Source organism: Novosphingobium sp. KACC 22771 (assembly GCF_028736195.1).
Taxonomy (GTDB): Bacteria; Pseudomonadota; Alphaproteobacteria; order Sphingomonadales; family Sphingomonadaceae; genus Novosphingobium.
The window spans coordinates 1,880,970-1,897,655 of the sequence record NZ_CP117881.1; the positions used below are offsets into that span (position 1 = coordinate 1,880,970).

Genomic DNA, 16,686 nt, shown 5'->3' on the forward strand with positions numbered 1-16,686 from the left:
GCAGGGGCCTATCATGAGGATGTCGCGTGGCTTGTCCAGCAAAACCCGAATATTATCGTGATGTTATGTCGTGAGGCTTGAGTGTTTTACAACGCCATTTTCACCTCGCCCCCATCGATCCGAATGTTCGAACCACAAATCCATGAGGCTGCCGGAGATACGAGCCATGCAAAGACCTCGGCCAATTCCTCAGGCCGCCCAAAGCGGGAAATGCCGTTGTTGCGGGTGAAATGATCCAGCGCTTCCTGTTCGGTCAGCCCGTGGGACAGGGCATAGCGGGCCAGCATGGCGCGTCGCCTGTCGGTCATCACCGGGCCGGGGCTGACGGTGTTGACCCGGACGCCATCGGCCTGTCCGACCTCGGCAAAGCAGCGCGCAACCGACAGGATCATCGCATTGATGGCGCCCACGGCGGCAAAATCGGCCTTGGGCGCGAAAGCGGTGGTGCCCGATGTGATGACCACGGCTCCCCCGCTCTGGCGCAAATGGGGCCAGGCGGCGATCATCAGCCGTCGCATCGCGTGGAATTTCAGCATCAGACTGTCGTGCCAGTCCTGATCGTTCAGTTCGAACAGCCCCTTCTGGCTGACATCCCCGGCAATGGCCGCCACCGCGTCCAATCGGCCAAGAGCGCTGACCGTATCCAGCACCGCCTGCCCGGCCGCGCCGCTCTGGCGCAGGTCGATGGGCAGGGCAAATGGCTGCGCCCCGGCGGCGCGGATGGCATCGGCGGTGCCGGCCAGCCCTTCGGCCGAACGGGCGACGATGGCCACCGTGGAGAAATCGTGGGCGAGACGGATCGCCGTGGCCCGACCGATGTCCCGGCTTGCGCCGGTCACCAGCGCGACACGAGCAACGGCGTGATCGTGATGCATGAAATATGTTCTCCGTGAAAAACCGACCCGCCGCCGCCACTGAAAGGGCAAGACAGAGCAGCGACGGGCCGGGCGACCCGGCGGGCTCTGCGGCCCGCTTTGGGGGAAAGGTTGGCGCGCCGGGCCCCATGCGCAGGGCGAGGCGCGCCGGTGGGGCGCGATCAAGGCGCGGGCGCGAATTCGGCCTTGATTTCGGCGGCGACCTGCGCGGCATTTTCATCGAGCACGAAATGGCCCGCATCCAGCCAGACCAGCCGCGCCGCGGGCAAATCGCGGCGGAAGGCCTCAGCCCCGGCGGGGATAAAGAAGGGGTCTTTGTTGCCCCAGACGATCAGCGTGCGCGGTTGATGCTGGCGCAGGGCGGCATGCCAGGCATCGTAAAGCGCGACATTCTGGCGATAGTCATAGAGTAGATCGAGTTGATAGGCATCCGTGCCGGGCCGGTCGAGCAGTGCCTGATCATGGGCCCAGTTGTCCGGGCTGATCGCGGCCTCGTTGCGGGCGCCCACGGTATATTGGAATTTCGTGGTCTGGGCGGCCAGAAAACCGCGCGCGGCCCCCTCGGTCGTGGCATTGCGCCCTTGCCAGAGGGGCAGGAACACCTGCTTTGGCATGTCGCCCATACCTTCGAGATAGGCATTGGCATTCTGGATCACCAAACCGGCCACGCGGTCGGGATGGCGGGTCAGGAGACGAAAACCGATCGGGCCGCCATAATCCTGCATGTAGAGAACATAGCGCTTCTGTCCCAGTTGATCGAGCAAGCCATCAACGTGATCGGTCAAATTTTCAAACGTATAGTCAAATTCTTTGGCCGATGGGGCATCAGACTGGCCAAAGCCGATATAGTCCGGGGCGATCACATGGAAACGATCCGCCAGCAGGGGAATAAGATCGCGATACATATGGCTGCTGGTGGGGAAGCCGTGCAGCAGGACGATGGTCGGCGCGGACGGATCGCCGGCCTCGCGATAGAATGTCCGGCGCCCCTTGATGGTGGCGAAATGATAAGTTGTCAGAGGCAAAGGGTTCACGCCATGATTTCCTTGTGATGAGGGAGAAGCGGCCAGAGCGGGGGCCGCAAACAGCAGGGCCGATGCCGCCAGCGCCATCGCGCGCAGGCCGGAGAAGTTATGACGGACCATTACAACCCGCCCGCCCGCACCACCGGAAAGTCGATGTCCGTCTGCGCCACATTGTTGATAAGGTTGGTAAAGACATTGATGGCCACATTGGCCACGATTTCCACGATCTGGGCATCGGACAGCCCGGCCAGGCGAATGGCCTCAAGCATACTGTTTTCGACCTTGCCGCGCGTCTGCACCACGCGCTTGGCAAAGATCAGCACGGCATCGGCGCGCGGATCTTTCGAACGGCCCTGGCGGTTGGCTTCGACCTCTTCCTGGTCCAGTCCGGCCAGATTGAGCGCCAGATAGCTGTGGGCCGAAAGGCAGTAATCGCAACCGGTCGTCTCGGCCACGGCAATGGCGATCCGTTCACGCGTGCGGACATCAAGCGTCCGGTTCAGCGCTCCGCTCAGGCCTAGCAAGCCTTCAAGGGTGGCCGGACTGGCGCCCACCAGACGGAAGAGATTGGGAATGACGCCCAACTGGGCCTGAACCGCATCAAGCAGCGGCAGCGAGGCTGCGGGCGAGGCTTCGTAGGTGGGGATGGCGATGCGTGACATGAAGGATCTCCTGATGACGCCGGGCCCTTGGGATCGGGGCGCAACAGCGTGTCAGGGGTGAGATAATTCATGGCCATGTTGATGATAATCTTCTATCATCACATTTCATTATTGCGGATTGCGGGATTATCATGGACCAGCTCGACGCCATTCGGACCTTTGTCGCCGTGGCCGACCATGGCAGCTTTGTTGAAGCGGCCCGCATCCGCCGCATTTCGCCCACCGCCGCCAGTCGCGCTCTGGCCGAAATGGAGGAGCGTCTGGGTACGTTGCTGCTGCGCCGCACGACCCGTTCCGTGCAACTGACGCCCGAAGGCGCGACCTATCTGGAACATTGCCGACAGGCGCTGATCGAACTGGACGATGCGGCCCGGACCCTGCGCGGCGACAGCGCCGAGCCGCGTGGGCTGCTGATTGTGACCGCGCCGGTGGTGTTCGGGCGGCTGCGGGTCTTGCCCGTCGTGCTGGATCTGATGCGTCGCCATCCGGGGCTGACGGTTCAACTGACCCTGACCGACCGGGTGGTCAGGCTGGTCGATGAAGGGGTGGATGTGGCGGTGCGCATCGCGCATTTGGCCGACAGCGCGTTGCGCGCGCTGCGGATCGACGAAACGCGGCGGGTTCTGGTGGCCAGTCCGGACTATCTGGCCCGGCGTGGCGTACCCTGCGATGTGGCCGCCTTGCGCGATCACGATCTGATCGCCTTTGATAATTTCACCCAGAATGGCGAATGGCGCTTTGGCCCCGATGGGCGTCAGGCGGTGCGTGTCGAACCGCGTCTGCTGACCAACAGCGTTGATAGCGCGATGGATGCGGCCATGGCCGGGGGCGGCATCCTGCGGGCGCTGTCTTATCAGGTGGAGAACCATGTCGCGGCCGGGCGTCTGGCCTATGTGCTGGACCAGAACGATCCGTCCCCGGTGCCGATTTCGCTGGTGTTTCAGGGCAATCGCGCGCGTTCGCCTAATGTCCGGCGCTTTGTCGAGGCGATGCGCGAGGCCAGACCTGCCCTCTAACGCTCCCGATTGCCGGAATGAGCACCGCGTATAAAGGCCATGCGAAATTGCGCGAGATCGGCCGGATCGAGGTCAGACACGGCCAGAAATTCCAGCCCATCCATCTGCCAGCGCTCCACACCATAGCCCGCCTGCCGCATCAGGCCTTGCCGCAATCCGGAGAGGGCAGGCGCGGGCCGCACAAAAAGGTTGATCGTGTGCAGGCGCCGTCGATAGACCAACACCGCCGCATCGCGCCCTTCGAGCACATCCAGCCGCCCGCCGCCTAGCGTAAAGCCTGATGCGCCCAGATCGGGCACCGGCGGCGCAAAGGTCAGGCGACCGTTGAACCATGGTTTGACAACATGGCGATCAGAAACCGCAACATCAGTCAGGTGCCCGGCTTGAAGCGAGCGGATATGCCCGTCCACGACGGCTTGATCCAACCCCGGCTCGGTCAGATTCGGCGCCAGTAGAAGAAAGGCGAGGCTGGCGGCCAGAGCGCCTCCAACAGCCCCGCCCAACCATGCGCGCGCCGGGCGCGGGGCGCGCATGGGCGGGGCCATTTGGCCGATCCGCATGGCAAGGACGGGCGGGGCGGCATCGCGCAATTCGGACACGCGCAAATATTCGCGCAACTGGCCCAGCCTGTCGAGTTCGCGCCGACAGGCTAGGCATCCGCGCAGATGCTCTTCCAATTCAACGGTCGCCAGCGCGTCGATTTCATCATCCAGCATGGCGTGAAGCGCATGGATCCGCTCCGGGCAAGGTTTGTGGGTCATGACCGTTTCTCCTGCTTTCCGGGGCGGGTTTCGCCATTGTCCGGCGCCAACACAAGATCCGCCAGCATCGCGCGGGCGCGGGCAAGGCGCGACATCACCGTGCCCAGCGGCGCGCCGGTGATCCGGGCAATCTCGCGATAGGACATCTCCTGCAATTCGCGCAGTACCAGAGCCTCGCGGAAAGGTTCGGGCAATTGCTCGATCAGGCCGCGCATCTCGCGCGCCGTGACATGGCTTTCCATGGCGTTCATCGCGGCGGGATCTTCACGGTCATCCTCGGTTTGGGCGGGCCATTCATGGCGCCGGGCGCGCCGCCAGTCATGATGGCAATGGCGTACGATGGCCATCAGCCACGCCTTTTCGTCGCCCCGGCAATCGCCCATGGCGCGCAGCGCGCGGGCAAAGGCTTCCTGAACGATATCCTCGGCCGCGGCGCTGTCGCGGGCCAGATAGCGGGCATAGGTATAGGCCGCGTCGAGATGCGGCATGATGGCCATACGAAAGCGCGCAGCATGATCGGGCGATGGGCCATCAGGCTCTTTTCGCAAGATCGGGCGGGGAAGATGCCAGCGGCTGAACATGGCGTGATGGTGCCTTTCCCCGGCGCTATTTCTGGCTGGCCAGGTAGGCGATGATATCGGCCCGGTCTTGGCTATCCGGGACGGTGTAATACATCTTGGCCCCCGGCACCAAGGCCTGCGGCCCCGCCAGCCAGCGGTCGAGGTTTGCAGGCGTCCATCTCAGATGGGACGATCGCAAAGCGGCTGAATAGGCATAGGCGGGCAGCGCCCCGGCCTGGCGGCCCACCACGCCCCGATGGCGCGGCCCTACATCGTTTTCATCGAGCGAATGACAGCCCATGCAGGCCTGATAAAGCCGCATCCCGTGCGCGATATTCCCGCTATGCGCCGGTTTTGCCGCATCCGCCCGGATCGCCACAGGCAGCATCGCCACCGCCGCGATCATCATCCCGGCAAAGATCTCTCGTTTCATCATCGCGGCCCTTTCATCCCAGCGTCAGATCGGTGACGGCGATCGGCGCGTCGAGCATGGTCAGGCTGAGTGAGGTCATGCCGATATGGGCGGGCAGATCGGAGGCGGGCACCACCAGCGGCCCCGGACCGGCGCCCTGTCCCGGCGCGGGCTGGGGATAGGCGGTGGAGCGCGCCGCATGGAACATCAGATTGCCTTCCACCTTGCGCTGGATCTGGTGGATATGACCATTGAGCGAGGTGATCGAGCCAAAGCGGCGCAGCAGGGCGAAAGCCTCGGCCGCATCGGCCGTGCCCCAGCCCCAGTCGGGATAAAGCGGCCAGAGCGGGAAATGCGACATCAGCACCACCGGGGTTGATGAGGACAGGCCCGCCAGATCGGTTTTCAGCCAGTCGAGCTGCGCCCGGCCCAGCGTGCCCTGTCCGCTGGCGCCCAGCATGGCCGAATTTACGAGGCCGACGAAATGCACCCCGCGCATATCGAAGCTGAACCAGCCGTCGCCTCGGATGTCCTTGCCGAAACGGGCGTTGAAGGCGCGCGGGTCGGCGCCATCGACCATGTCATGCTCGCCCGGCACGGCAAAGACCGGCAGGCCGATTTCGGACAGCAATTGCTGGGCCATGTCGAATTGGGCAGGGGTGGCAAGATGAGTGACATCGCCGGTATGCACAATGAAATCGGGCCTTTGCGGCAGGGCCTTTATGCGCGCGATGGTCTGGCGCAGGCTGGCCAGCGGATCGGGATTGGCGGGTTTTGCAAAGCCGATATGTGTGTCGCTGATCTGGACGAAGCTGAAAGGGGCGGGCTCACCCTTTGCTCCCGCTCCGGCCTCCAGCATGCGCGAATGGGCGATGCCACCGCTGAGCGTGAACAGTGCGCCGGTTCCGGCCCAGCCCATGCAGCGCAGGGTGCGGCGGCGATCCATTGGGGCAATCAAAGAGTCTGGGGTCATGGCGATACTCCATCGGATTTCCCGGTTCAGACGGAGCAGGCGGGCGCTTTATTCCCGGCCGAGGCAAATTTTTCCTGTCGCGGCGGCGGGTGAAACCCTGGCGCGGCGCGCGGCGAATAGGAGGACCGATAGCAACCTTCAGGAACATTATGACGCATCCTACTTTTTCGTTGAGCCGCCGTTCGGCGCTGGGGCTGGCCATGGCGGCTCTGCCTGCCGGACTGAAGGCGGGGCAGCCTCGCCTGCGCGCGCTGGCCTTTGATGGCTTCACCATTTTCGATGTGCGCGCTGTGACTGCTGCCGCAGTCGCTCTGTTTCCCGCGCAGGGGGCGGCTCTGGCGGCCCAGTGGACGGCCAAGATATTCGCTCTGTCCTGGCTGGAAACCGCCGCAGGGCGTTACAGCGGTTTTGCCGCGCTGACCAATGCGGCGCTTGTGTTTTGCGCCGCCAATCTGGGTTTGAGCCTGAGCGAGGCGCAAAGGCGCGAATTGATTTTGGTCTTTGCGCATCTGCCGGCATGGCCCGATGCGGGCGAAAGGCTTGAGAAAATGCGTCAGGCGGGATTGCGCCTGACCTTTCTGTCCAATCTGAGCGAGGCGATGCTGGAGGGAGCTATGCGGGCCAATGGCTTGCATGGTCTGATGGAACCGCCGCTGTCGACCGACCGCGTGCGTGCATTCAAGCCTGCGCCTCAGGCTTATGCGATGGCTTGCGAGCATTTCGCCATGCCGCGCGAGGCGATCGGCTTTGTTGCCTTTGGCGGATGGGACGCGCTGGGCGCCAAATGGTTCGGCTATCGCACGGCATGGATCAACCGGCTGGGCGTGGCGGCCGAGCCGCTGATGCCGCCTGCCGATGCAACGGGGCCGGATCTGGGGGTGGCCATGCGGCTTGCCGGGATTTAGATCACGCAGGCATAGGCAGGATACGCGCCGCATCGAGATGCTCCAGATGGCGGGCATAACGGTCCAGTTCCGCGCGGCGCGCATCCTGCTCCATCCGATTGGGGCCATAGACGACAAAAGGCTTCAGCGCCTTCATCCCGGTCGCGCACCAAAAAGCCGCGCATCGAAAGAATAATGCCCGCCGCCACGCAAGATCAGCGGAACCAGCAGTCCGGCCCAGCTCAGATGTGTCGGCCATGCATCGGGATAGACGAAGATCTCGATCACACAGGTCATGCCCAGCAATCCGGCCGCCGCAATCCGCGTGCCCAGGCCCAGCACCAGCAGCGTGGAAAAAAGATGCTCGGCAATCGTGGCCATCCATGCCGCCAGAACCGGCGAGAGCAGGGGCAGGGCATATTCGCTGCGGAACAGATCGAAGGTGGCATCGGTGATGGTGAACCAGCCTTCGACCTTGGTGCGGCCCGACAGGAAGAATACCGGCGCGATGGCAAAGCGCCCCAGCAACAGCAGCAGATCGTCGGCCTTGGGCCGGAAAACGGGATTGGTCATGGCGGCGTCCTTGTAAAAAGGTGGCCCGGTCGCGGCGGAGCGGGAAAGGGCGACCGGGCCGGGGCTTCAGCCTTTGGGGGAAAGGGAGCCGAAGCCCTTTGGCGTCTTGATCGAGGTGCAGGTGCCCGCCTTCACCAATTTCCAAGCGTCGCCCTGATAATTGACCTTGGACGTGCCCGCGCAGCTCGTGCCCGCGCCCGCTTTGCAATCATTCTTGCCCGCCTTGGCCACGCCATAGCATTTCTCGGTTTTGGGCGCGTCGGCGGCATGGAGAGTCGAGGCGGCTCCGGCGGCGACCAAAGCCATTGCCAGAGCGGCGGCAGAGCGTGAAACAGACGTGCGTGAAACAGACATGGCAGACATCCTTTTTCATGCGACGGGGCAGGAAACGCCCCATCCATGTCCACTCATTCGCGGCCCCATCGCGGATCGTTACAGGCGAATTATTTTTCGCAATCCCTGGCCCGCAGTGTAACCAAAGCGCGCCATGTCCCGTAATGACCTCGGGGTGACCTTATGCGACCGAGCGAAGACGAGTTGAAACACTGGATGCTGCGCGGCCTTGGCGGCGATGGCGCGGCGCATCGGCAATTGCTGCGCGCGCTGGTGCCGGTGCTGCGCGGCTTTTATCGGCGGCGCATGGCGGGGCGCGATGATGATATCGAGGACCTCTTGCAGGAAACCCTCATCGCCGTCCATGAACGCCGCGCCAGTTATGATGTGACGCGCCCTTTCACCAGTTGGCTCTTTGCCGTGGCGCGCTACAAGATGATCGACCATTTCCGCAAAAGCGGCCGCACATGCGCCATCGACGGGTTGGAAGATATTCTGGAGGCCGAAGGCTTTGCCGAGGCCAGCGATGCCGCCGCCGATATTGACCGCCTGCTCGACACCATTCCCCCCAAACAGGCCGCCGCCATTCGCGCCATCCGGCTCGAAGGCCTGTCCACCGCCGAGGCTGCATCCCAGCTCAAACTTGGCGAATCCGATATCAAAGTTTCCGTGCATCGCGGCCTCAAGGCGCTGGCAAGCAAGGTCAGGGACAGTTTGAAATGAAGACCGAAGATCTGATCGATGCCCTGTCCGCCAATGTCGCCCCCGTGCCGCGTCATGCGCTTTCGCATCGGTTGCTGGGCGGGCTGGTGCTGGGCGGGGCGGTGACGCTGCTGGCGGTCGCGAGCTTCCTTGGCTTTCGCCCCGATCTGTGGCTGGCGATGCATGGGGCGATGTTCTGGATCAAGTGGTTCTATTCCGGCAGCCTTGCCCTTTGCGCCAGTTTGGCCACGGCGCGGCTGGGGCGGCCCGATGCGGGGGCGGCGGGATGGCTGTGGATCGCCTGTGTGCCGGTGGTGGGGCTGGCGATCATCAGCGTTCAGGAACTGGCCTCGGTGCCTTCCTCGCAATGGCTGGGCATGTGGCTGGGGGCCAGTTGGAAGGTCTGCTCGAAAAATGTGTTCCTGCTCTCGGTGCCGATCTTCGCCGGACTTCTGTGGTCTTTCCGCCGCCTTGCGCCCACGCGTCTGCGGCTTGCCGGGGCCACGGCGGGACTGACGGCGGGGGCGTGGGGGGCAACGCTCTATTGCCTGCATTGCCCGGAAAGCTCGGCGGTCTTTGTGCTGACGTGGTATTCGCTGGGTATTGCGCTGGCCGCGCTGGCGGGTGCGATGCTGGGACCGCGTTTGCTGCGCTGGTAATTTTGCGGGCGGTAAAAATGAGGGCGGTGTAACCGGCGCGTGCGTTCGGGCGAATAGCAAGGGCCACTAACGGCCAGTCTTTCGGAGTAACCCCCATGCAGACCACAACCAAGCAGATCACCTTTGCCGCCGCCGCCGCTCTCATCGCCATTGCCTCGACCGCCAGCGCCCCGGCCTTTGCCGCCCACAGCGCCAAGGTGGCCTGTTACGGTGTCAACGCGTGCAAGGGCCAGTCGGACTGCAAGAGCGGCAGCCACGAGTGCAAGGGCCAGAACGAATGCAAGGGCCAAGGCTTCAAGGACATGAGCAAGAGCGCCTGCGTCAAGGCCGGGGGTAGCCTGACGGCGCCCAAGTAAGCCGCCCATCCGCCACCCTGCCATGCCGGTCGCCCTGCCATCCGGGGCGACCGGCGCTTTTTTCTCTGTCGATAGGGACAGGTCCGATGTCTTTTTCAGATCCGCAATTCGGTCTGGGGCTGCGCAAGCCGCATTATCAGGATTTTCTGGAAACCCGTGTCCCGGTCGATTTTGTCGAGGTGATCTCGGAAAATTTCATGGTGCCGGGCGGGCGCCCGCGCGACATCCTGCGCCGGGTCAGACAGGATTATCCGGTGGCGCTGCACGGCGTTTCCATGTCGGTGGGTTCGGCCGACGGGTTGCGGGCGGACTATCTGTTGCGGCTCAAGGCCCTGATCTTGGAAATCGAGCCTTTCATCGTTTCCGATCACCTATGCTGGACCCGCCATGGCGCGCATAATTCCCATGATCTCTTGCCTTTGCCCTATACGCGTGAGGCTCTGGATGTGGTCTGCGCCAATGTGGGCAAGGCGCAGGATGTGCTGGGGCGCGCGATGCTGATTGAAAACCCGTCGAGCTATATCGCCTTTGCCGATGATGACATGAGCGAATGGGATTTTCTGGCCGAACTGACGCGCCGGACGGGTTGCGGCCTGCTGCTGGACGTGAACAATATCCACGTCAGCGCGGTCAACCACGGGTTTTCCAGCGCGGATTATCTGGCGGGAATCCCTTTCGCCTCGGTCGGCCAGATTCATCTGGCCGGGCACACACAGGGGCAGCATTGTCTGATCGACACGCATGATCGGCCGGTGCCCGATCCGGTCTGGGCGCTGCTGCGCGATGCTCTGGCCCGCGCGCCGCGGGCGGTGGTGATGATCGAGCGCGACGATGCGATCCCGCCCTTGCCCGAACTGCTGGCCGAACTGGCCATTGCGCGCGATATTGCATCACAGGTGGTGGTGCCATGCGCCTGAGCGAGATGCAGGGCGCGTTTCTCGACTGGCTGGCCAGTGGCGAGGACGAGGCGATGCGCCGCCTTCCTCTGGCCAAAGGGGCCGAGCATGGGCTGGGCGTCTATCAGAACAATTATCGCGCCGCGCTGATGGCCTGTCTGGCTGACAGTTTCCCGCAAACGCTGCTCTGGCTGGGCGAGGGGCCGTTTGAGGTGGCTGCCGCCCGCCATATCGAGCGCGTTCCGCCTGATAGCTGGACGCTCGATGATTACGCCTCGGGCTTTCCGGCCAGTCTGGCGGAAGACTATCCTTATGATCCCGAAGTGGCGGAGCTTGCCCGGATTGAACTGGTGCTGTCCCAGGTCTTTGTCGCCGCCGATGCTGCGCCGCTCGACCCCGGAGCGATGGGCGCGATCGATTGGGATCACGCAAGGTTGCAGACCGTTCCGGCGCTCTCGATCCTCTCGCTTCATTCCAATGCAGAGGATATCTGGATCGCTTTGGCCAATGAGACGCCTCCTCCGGCGGTGCGGTGGGGGAAGGAGGCACGCTCGGTGTTGATCTGGCGGCAGGGGTTCCTATGCCGATTGCGCAGTCTCGACAGCGATGAAGCCGGGCTGCTGGAATATTTGTCGCGCGATGCCTCTGCCTTTGCCGACCTGTGCAAGATCGCCGTGGCCCATTGGGGCGAACAGACGGGCATCGCGCGCATCGGGCAATATTTGGCGCAATGGGTGGCCGATGGGCTGGTACGATAGGGTGAAGTCTTGGGTTTGCAGCGGTTCTATGGTGGATCGTTGCGCGCTAACTGAACAGCGCTGGATACCGGCAATGGGAGATTCAGTTTCACGGCCCGTCCCGCCGCTTCCAAATCCAGAACGGACTAAAGCCAAACCTCTAACCTTACGCGCCCGGAGCAGCATATAATCTGCATCCACCCGTGTCATATATAGATGACCCCCGGTTCAATTCTCAATGATAATTCTAGGTCAATTGCCGGCGCTACTCAACAGTGATGCGCTCTGCGGCGATGAGTACAGGACGAATTGACTAATTCAGCGGGAAAAAATTTTCTTCTCCCGCAATAGCAGCAAGATGACGGTGACGGCAGCCAGAACACCGATGCCCGTAAAGACGGGATCGGGCAGCTCGGGACCGATGCCGGAAAGACCGAGCAGGCCGTAACCTGCCATGCCGAAAGACAGTGCCACGATTACCCAGCCGACACGTCGGCGATACCGCATGATATGTTCTGCACTGTTGCCCGTTCGCAGCAGGCGGGCAACGATCTGGCTATCGGCAGTGTCGGTGAGCATAATGCCACATGCAAAGACGAGCGAGATCAGCACGGCCGCAGGGATGCCGCCCACCGTGCTTGCTGCTGCGCCCCATGCTGCGGCCTGGGTTGCTGTGTAGAACACCAGTCCGAAGATGGCCCCGGTGGCGACGATTGCGGCGGGATGGCTGTCGCCGCGCAGCAGCGCGGGCATCAATCTGGTGCGCCAGCCGACCGGGCGATAAACGTCGCGGCGCAGAGCATGGAGGTTAAGGGTGCCGACAAGCAGAAGCAAAAGCACCACGAGCCAATCCATCAGCGTCGCCATCCAGGGGGGAAGGGTCAGCCAGTCTGCCAGAAAGGCCGCAGCGATCGCCACCACAGCGACCGAAAGGCTGTGGCCGAATGCGAACAGCATGCCCGTCCAGGGCGCGATGCGCGGACGGTCATCGATTGCGCGAAACACCATGTTGTCGATCGCCGTGACATGGTCGGGATCAAGGCCATGGCGCAAGCCGAGGATGAAGATCAGACCGAGCGTAGGGGCCGCCAGCGTGGGATCGGTCATGCGCGTGTATCCATGGCGAAAAGACCGATCCGGCCATCCTGATCACCCCAGGCGAGATATTCGCCGCTGTCACTCCACGCCAGTGCCGTTATCGGCGCGGCAGGTTCGTCGATTGAGAGCATCTCCCCATCTTCAAGGCGAGCCAGCATCAACGCGCCATCACTGTAACCCACCGCCAATATATTCTGACAGGGATGAAAGGCGACGCAGGCGACCCTCGTATCTGGGCGTGCGCCGATCGTCAGAGGGGCCTTGCCCATCGGGCCCGTTTTCCCCTGAAACGGCCAGACCACAACATGATCGTCTCCGCTCGTCGCCAACCATTTGTCTTTGTGACTCCATGAAAAGCTGCGGGTTTTCCCGCTGTAGCCGCTCATCTGCATGTCTTGCATGGCGGGCAATTGCCAACCGTGCAGGCCGGTTTCCTGAAGTGCCGTCACGATATAGTCGCCCGCCGCCGATATTGTGCAAGTCAGGTGCGAACCACCCCATTTGAGGGATTGGCCCTTGCTGGTTGCGCTGACGGCGTGGAATAGAGAAGCGCCATTGTAATGAGAGACGGCCAGCCGTCGCCCTTTGCCATCGAAGGCAAGGCCTCCGACCGAGGACGGGATCGGGTAAGCGTGCGAAGGGGAGCCTTTTGCCCAAATCTGGACATGGCGTCCAACAGCAGCTGCAATAAGCCCCGAAGCCGCGCTGGCGGCGACATGATCGACCCACTTGCCGCCAAATTCGCCCAGCGTCTCGCGAGAACCGCTTAACGGCAGCCGCATTACTTTGCCGTCATCACCGCCACTGATCAACGATACGCCGTCAGGATGGCGGCACGCCGACAGAATGGCGCCATCATGAACATCAATCCGATGTGTATCGCCAGCCATGCCGACAATCTGAACGCTGGCGTCACCAAGCGCGATCATCGCAACATCCGCAACCCAGATGATGCCGGTTATCGGTGCGCCAGCAGACAGCCGACGGCCATATGTCCTTACCAAGGCCATGTCGGTCATGCAGCGGGCGCCGCGCAGGCATGAAATCCTTGTTCCAGCATCGCACGATCAAGATTGCGGCCGATAAAAACCAGGCGACTGATACGTGCCTCATCGTCCCGCCAATCACGCTGAACATCACCATCGAGCAGCATATGTACACCTTGAACGACAAAGCGCTTGGGTTCGTCCCGCAACGCTATGACGCCTTTCAGGCGCAAAATATCCTGACCTTGCGTCGCTGCAAGATTTTGCAGCCAAGGCATGAATAGCCGAGGTTCGAGGTCGCCGTCATGTGAGATCGATACTGAAGTGATGGTGTCATCATGCTCATGATCGTCCTCAAGGAGGAAGGCGGGCTCGATCTCAAGGATGCGATCGAGATCGAATGAGCCCCGTTTGAGTACTTCGTCCAGGGGGGCGTTGCAGCGCTGCGTTTCGTGCAGGCGTGCCACGCTGTTGAGCCGGGTGATGCGCTGGCGCACCTCTGCCAAGAGCTCTGCTGGCACGAGATCCGTCTTGTTGAGCAAGATCACATCAGTAAAAGCGATTTGTTCTTCAGCTTCATGGCTGCCCTCAAGCTGATCCAAGATATGGCGCGCATCGACGACCGTGATGATCGCATCAAGTTCAGTACGGTCGCGGACATCATCATCGACGAAAAAGGTCTGCGCGACGGGCGCCGGATCAGCCAGACCGGTGGTTTCGATGACGATCGCGTCAAACTGGCCCTTGCGCTTTATCAGCCCTTCGATGATGCGGATGAGGTCGCCGCGCACGGTGCAGCAGATGCAGCCGTTGTTCATCTCGAAGACTTCCTCGTCGGCATCGACAATAAGGTCGTTGTCGATGCCTATCTCGCCAAATTCATTGACGATCACGGCATAGCGGCGGCCATGCTCTTCGCTCAGGATGCGGTTCAGCAGCGTGGTCTTGCCGGCGCCAAGATAGCCGGTGAGGACAGTGACGGGGATTTTGGATGACATGCTTTGGGCCTTACAGGATCAAAATATGATATGATGTATCATTACATATCCTGTCTCGTTCGATCTGCAAGCTCGATCTCGCCTAAACGCCGCTCACACCGCCTCTGGTCGTCTTACCCGATAGCTGAGCCTCAGCGCTTCGCCAGTTCTGCTATCAGGGCTGGCGCAGGATAGATCTGCCGTAGTGCCATATCGATTGCGGCGGTGCTCACAACCACCGTGCGGTTGACCTTTCCGTCATAGCCATAGTTCCCGCCAAGGGAATCGATGTTACCATCAAAGGCAGCACCGATGACGGAGCCTTCACGATTGATGACGGGCGAGCCGGAGTTTCCGCCTATGATGTCGTTTGTGGTGACGAAATCGTAAGTGACCTCATGATCGATGGTCTTTTCGCGGAGAGCAAAGGCCAGCGGCAAATCAAACGGTGGCGCGCCCGTCGCGCGGGCAAAAGTGCCGCCCATTGTGGTGCGATAGGGAACCTGCTGACCTCGGTTGATCCAACCGCTCACTTTGCCGTAGCTGATTCTCAAGGTGAAGGTCGCGTCGGGATATTGCATGTTGCCATAGGCCGCGAACCGCGCCGCTGCCAACTGCCGTCCAGCAAGGGTCAAAGGCCCGGCATATTCAGCATCGACTTGCGCTTTTAGCTCGCGCTGACGCGAGGCAAGCTGCAGAGCATAGCGGATCATGGGGTCATCGGCCTTTTCAATGGCGGCAAGGCCGCCTTCCCAAAGCATCTGGCGGTAAGCAGGATCTGCCAGCTTTGTGCCTGTGACGAGCCTTTTGCCCAGCGCTTCAGGACTGTCCTTGCCGAGCATAAGCTTCGTATCCGGATCATCGACGCCCAGATACTCGCGCGCCTTCGACAAATGCCAGCTTAGCATAAGCTCTTCGAGCCAAGGGTAGACTGGCCTTTGGTCCAGTATCTGCTTTTTCAGCAGAGGCAACACGGCGTCAGTGAACCCCGGAAGGCGCTCGACATTGGGCTTGGTGCGTTCCTGCGCGGCGATGACCAAGGCTTCAGCATAGCCGTAAAGCGAACCACTGCCCGTCACGAAACGATAGGGCAGGTAAAGCGAACGATAGGCAGTGACGGCCTTGTCGACATCCGTCCAAGGATCGCCAACCCCACCTTTGCCCCGGCTTCGGCTTATCAGATCCGCCTCGGCCTCTTTGAGCTTGCCGCTTAAGGTCTGATCGTTGAGCGCCTTGATGCGCCCGATATAGACCTTGAGGCTGTTTTCGATGCCGTTCAACTCGTCGAGCCCTTCACGGGCATGATCGGGGCTTTCCTGCATCGCGCGGATCAGGCGGCCGCGCAGTTCCGAGAGAAGCGCGGTGGTGATGGGCAGCCGTACCTCACGCTCGAAGGCAAGCTGGCTCTGTGTGAACAGTCGGCTGGTCGACCCGGGGTTGCCGACAACGAAAGTTGTCTCGTTTTCCTTGGGCGGGGCAGGGTTCCAGATCAGGTGCTGCACCGTTTTGACGGGCTGGCCGTTCTCATAGGCCCGCAAAAAGGAGGCATCCAACGAATAGCGCGGAAAATTGAAATTGTCCGGATCACCGCCAAATGTCGCGGCGCGGTCCTCGGGCGACCAAGCCAAACGTACATCGGAGTATTTGCGATAGATGTAAAGCTTATACTGACCGCCCCCGAACAGCGTCACCACCTGGCAACGGAACTTTGCGGTATCGGGGCAACCTTCCTTTTCTATGGTCGCCACCTGTGCATCACGCGCCTTGATCAAGGCTTCACCCGTGCTTGCACCGATTGCGCTCACCACCCTGTTCGTCACGTCGGCTATGCTGGTGACCACTTCGGCCTGCTGGCCCGGACATTTCTTTTCGTCGGTCCGCACGATGGCGACAAAACCATGATTGAGCAGATCATTCTCTCCGGACGAGTTGTCGAAGAGACACGATGCCACACAATGATGGTTGGTCAAAATCAGCCCTTCGCCAGACACGAAACTGGCCGAGCAGCCCCCCGTCAGCCGAACGGCGGAGGCACGCACGCGATCCAGCCAAACCTTGTCAGGGCTCCAGCCGTAGTCCTTGGTCATCTGGGCGGAGGGGAAATTGTCGAACGTCCACATCCCCTCATCGGCACGGGCCTGCCCTGCAACGAGCCCAGCCAGGAGAGCGGCTGATGAGAGGTATTGATACAGTTTCATGCA

Annotated in this window: 21 protein-coding genes; 7 read left to right on the top strand and 14 right to left on the bottom strand. The window is 61.9% G+C overall.

Features of this window, described 5'->3' with window-relative positions; translation table 11 throughout:
* Positions 1-86: 86 nt before the first annotated feature.
* The 3 genes from PQ467_RS08515 to PQ467_RS08525 form a co-directional block, all read right to left on the bottom strand.
* Complete coding sequence (locus PQ467_RS08515) at positions 87-875, bottom strand: SDR family oxidoreductase (protein ID WP_274173019.1); 789 nt, start codon at positions 873-875, stop codon at positions 87-89.
* Positions 876-1,036: 161 nt separating this feature from the next.
* Positions 1,037-2,020, bottom strand: a complete 984-nt coding sequence (locus PQ467_RS08520) for an alpha/beta fold hydrolase (RefSeq protein ID WP_274173020.1) — start codon at positions 2,018-2,020, stop codon at positions 1,037-1,039.
* Positions 2,020-2,562, bottom strand: coding sequence for a carboxymuconolactone decarboxylase family protein (locus PQ467_RS08525; RefSeq protein ID WP_274173021.1), 543 nt, complete (start codon positions 2,560-2,562; stop codon positions 2,020-2,022). The genes PQ467_RS08520 and PQ467_RS08525 overlap by 1 nt, the downstream gene beginning before the upstream one ends.
* A gap of 131 nt (positions 2,563-2,693) precedes the next feature.
* On the opposite strand from PQ467_RS08525, the gene PQ467_RS08530 reads away from it, so the two are divergent.
* Positions 2,694-3,578, top strand: coding sequence for a LysR family transcriptional regulator (locus PQ467_RS08530; RefSeq protein ID WP_274173022.1), 885 nt, complete (start codon positions 2,694-2,696; stop codon positions 3,576-3,578).
* Here the strand turns inward: PQ467_RS08530 and PQ467_RS08535 are convergent.
* Genes PQ467_RS08535 through PQ467_RS08550 form a run of 4 tightly spaced genes read right to left on the bottom strand, consistent with a single transcriptional unit; the run spans position 3,575 to position 6,284 of the window.
* Positions 3,575-4,339 carry an anti-sigma factor family protein gene (locus PQ467_RS08535; RefSeq protein WP_274173023.1) on the bottom strand — a complete coding sequence of 255 codons (765 nt, stop codon included), beginning with the start codon at positions 4,337-4,339 and terminating at the stop codon, positions 3,575-3,577. The two genes, PQ467_RS08530 and PQ467_RS08535, sit on opposite strands and share 4 nt — an antisense overlap.
* Positions 4,336-4,920, bottom strand: coding sequence for a sigma-70 family RNA polymerase sigma factor (locus PQ467_RS08540; protein ID WP_274173024.1), 585 nt, complete (start codon positions 4,918-4,920; stop codon positions 4,336-4,338). Before PQ467_RS08540 ends, PQ467_RS08535 begins: the two co-directional genes overlap by 4 nt.
* Positions 4,921-4,945: 25 nt before the next feature.
* Positions 4,946-5,335, bottom strand: coding sequence for a c-type cytochrome (locus tag PQ467_RS08545; RefSeq protein ID WP_274173025.1), 390 nt, complete (start codon positions 5,333-5,335; stop codon positions 4,946-4,948).
* Positions 5,336-5,345: 10 nt separating this feature from the next.
* Positions 5,346-6,284: a metallophosphoesterase family protein gene (locus PQ467_RS08550; protein ID WP_274173026.1), complete on the bottom strand. Its 939-nt coding sequence runs from the start codon at positions 6,282-6,284 to the stop codon at positions 5,346-5,348.
* A gap of 149 nt (positions 6,285-6,433) precedes the next feature.
* Between PQ467_RS08550 and PQ467_RS08555 the strand changes: the two genes are divergently transcribed.
* On the top strand, positions 6,434-7,189 hold the full coding sequence (locus tag PQ467_RS08555; protein WP_274173027.1) for a haloacid dehalogenase type II: 756 nt from the start codon (positions 6,434-6,436) through the stop codon (positions 7,187-7,189).
* Position 7,190: 1 nt separating this feature from the next.
* On the opposite strand, the gene PQ467_RS08560 is transcribed toward PQ467_RS08555, so the two are convergent.
* From PQ467_RS08560 to PQ467_RS08570, 3 genes are all read right to left on the bottom strand, one after another.
* On the bottom strand, positions 7,191-7,325 hold the full coding sequence (locus PQ467_RS08560; protein ID WP_274173028.1) for a hypothetical protein: 135 nt from the start codon (positions 7,323-7,325) through the stop codon (positions 7,191-7,193).
* Positions 7,322-7,741 carry a DoxX family protein gene (locus tag PQ467_RS08565; protein ID WP_274173029.1) on the bottom strand — a complete coding sequence of 140 codons (420 nt, stop codon included), beginning with the start codon at positions 7,739-7,741 and terminating at the stop codon, positions 7,322-7,324. Before PQ467_RS08565 ends, PQ467_RS08560 begins: the two co-directional genes overlap by 4 nt.
* Positions 7,742-7,807: 66 nt before the next feature.
* Positions 7,808-8,095, bottom strand: coding sequence for a BufA1 family periplasmic bufferin-type metallophore (locus tag PQ467_RS08570; protein ID WP_274173030.1), 288 nt, complete (start codon positions 8,093-8,095; stop codon positions 7,808-7,810).
* Positions 8,096-8,257: 162 nt separating this feature from the next.
* Between PQ467_RS08570 and PQ467_RS08575 the strand changes: the two genes are divergently transcribed.
* From PQ467_RS08575 to PQ467_RS08595, 5 genes are all read left to right on the top strand, one after another.
* A complete protein-coding gene (locus PQ467_RS08575; protein ID WP_274173031.1) occupies positions 8,258-8,797 on the top strand; it encodes a sigma-70 family RNA polymerase sigma factor in 540 nt (179 codons plus the stop codon).
* Positions 8,794-9,435: a DUF1109 domain-containing protein gene (locus PQ467_RS08580; RefSeq protein ID WP_274173032.1), complete on the top strand. Its 642-nt coding sequence runs from the start codon at positions 8,794-8,796 to the stop codon at positions 9,433-9,435. The genes PQ467_RS08575 and PQ467_RS08580 overlap by 4 nt, the downstream gene beginning before the upstream one ends.
* 95 nt (positions 9,436-9,530) lie before the next feature.
* Complete coding sequence (gene bufA2 / locus PQ467_RS08585) at positions 9,531-9,791, top strand: BufA2 family periplasmic bufferin-type metallophore (protein ID WP_274173033.1); 261 nt, start codon at positions 9,531-9,533, stop codon at positions 9,789-9,791.
* Between the two features lie 86 nt (positions 9,792-9,877).
* Positions 9,878-10,708, top strand: a complete 831-nt coding sequence (gene bufB, locus PQ467_RS08590) for an MNIO family bufferin maturase (RefSeq protein ID WP_274173034.1) — start codon at positions 9,878-9,880, stop codon at positions 10,706-10,708.
* Entirely contained in the window at positions 10,699-11,445 is a 747-nt protein-coding gene (locus tag PQ467_RS08595; RefSeq protein ID WP_274173035.1) for an HvfC/BufC N-terminal domain-containing protein, read from the top strand. Before bufB ends, PQ467_RS08595 begins: the two co-directional genes overlap by 10 nt.
* Before the next feature lie 297 nt (positions 11,446-11,742).
* On the opposite strand, the gene PQ467_RS08600 is transcribed toward PQ467_RS08595, so the two are convergent.
* The 4 genes from PQ467_RS08600 to PQ467_RS08615 form a co-directional block, all read right to left on the bottom strand.
* Positions 11,743-12,531: a HoxN/HupN/NixA family nickel/cobalt transporter gene (locus PQ467_RS08600; RefSeq protein ID WP_274173036.1), complete on the bottom strand. Its 789-nt coding sequence runs from the start codon at positions 12,529-12,531 to the stop codon at positions 11,743-11,745.
* Entirely contained in the window at positions 12,528-13,541 is a 1,014-nt protein-coding gene (locus PQ467_RS08605) for a WD40 repeat domain-containing protein (protein WP_274173037.1), read from the bottom strand. Before PQ467_RS08605 ends, PQ467_RS08600 begins: the two co-directional genes overlap by 4 nt.
* Positions 13,538-14,506, bottom strand: coding sequence for a CobW family GTP-binding protein (locus PQ467_RS08610; RefSeq protein ID WP_274173038.1), 969 nt, complete (start codon positions 14,504-14,506; stop codon positions 13,538-13,540). Before PQ467_RS08610 ends, PQ467_RS08605 begins: the two co-directional genes overlap by 4 nt.
* 131 nt (positions 14,507-14,637) lie before the next feature.
* Positions 14,638-16,683, bottom strand: coding sequence for a S46 family peptidase (locus tag PQ467_RS08615; RefSeq protein WP_274173039.1), 2,046 nt, complete (start codon positions 16,681-16,683; stop codon positions 14,638-14,640).
* Between the last annotated feature and the right edge of the window lie 3 nt (positions 16,684-16,686).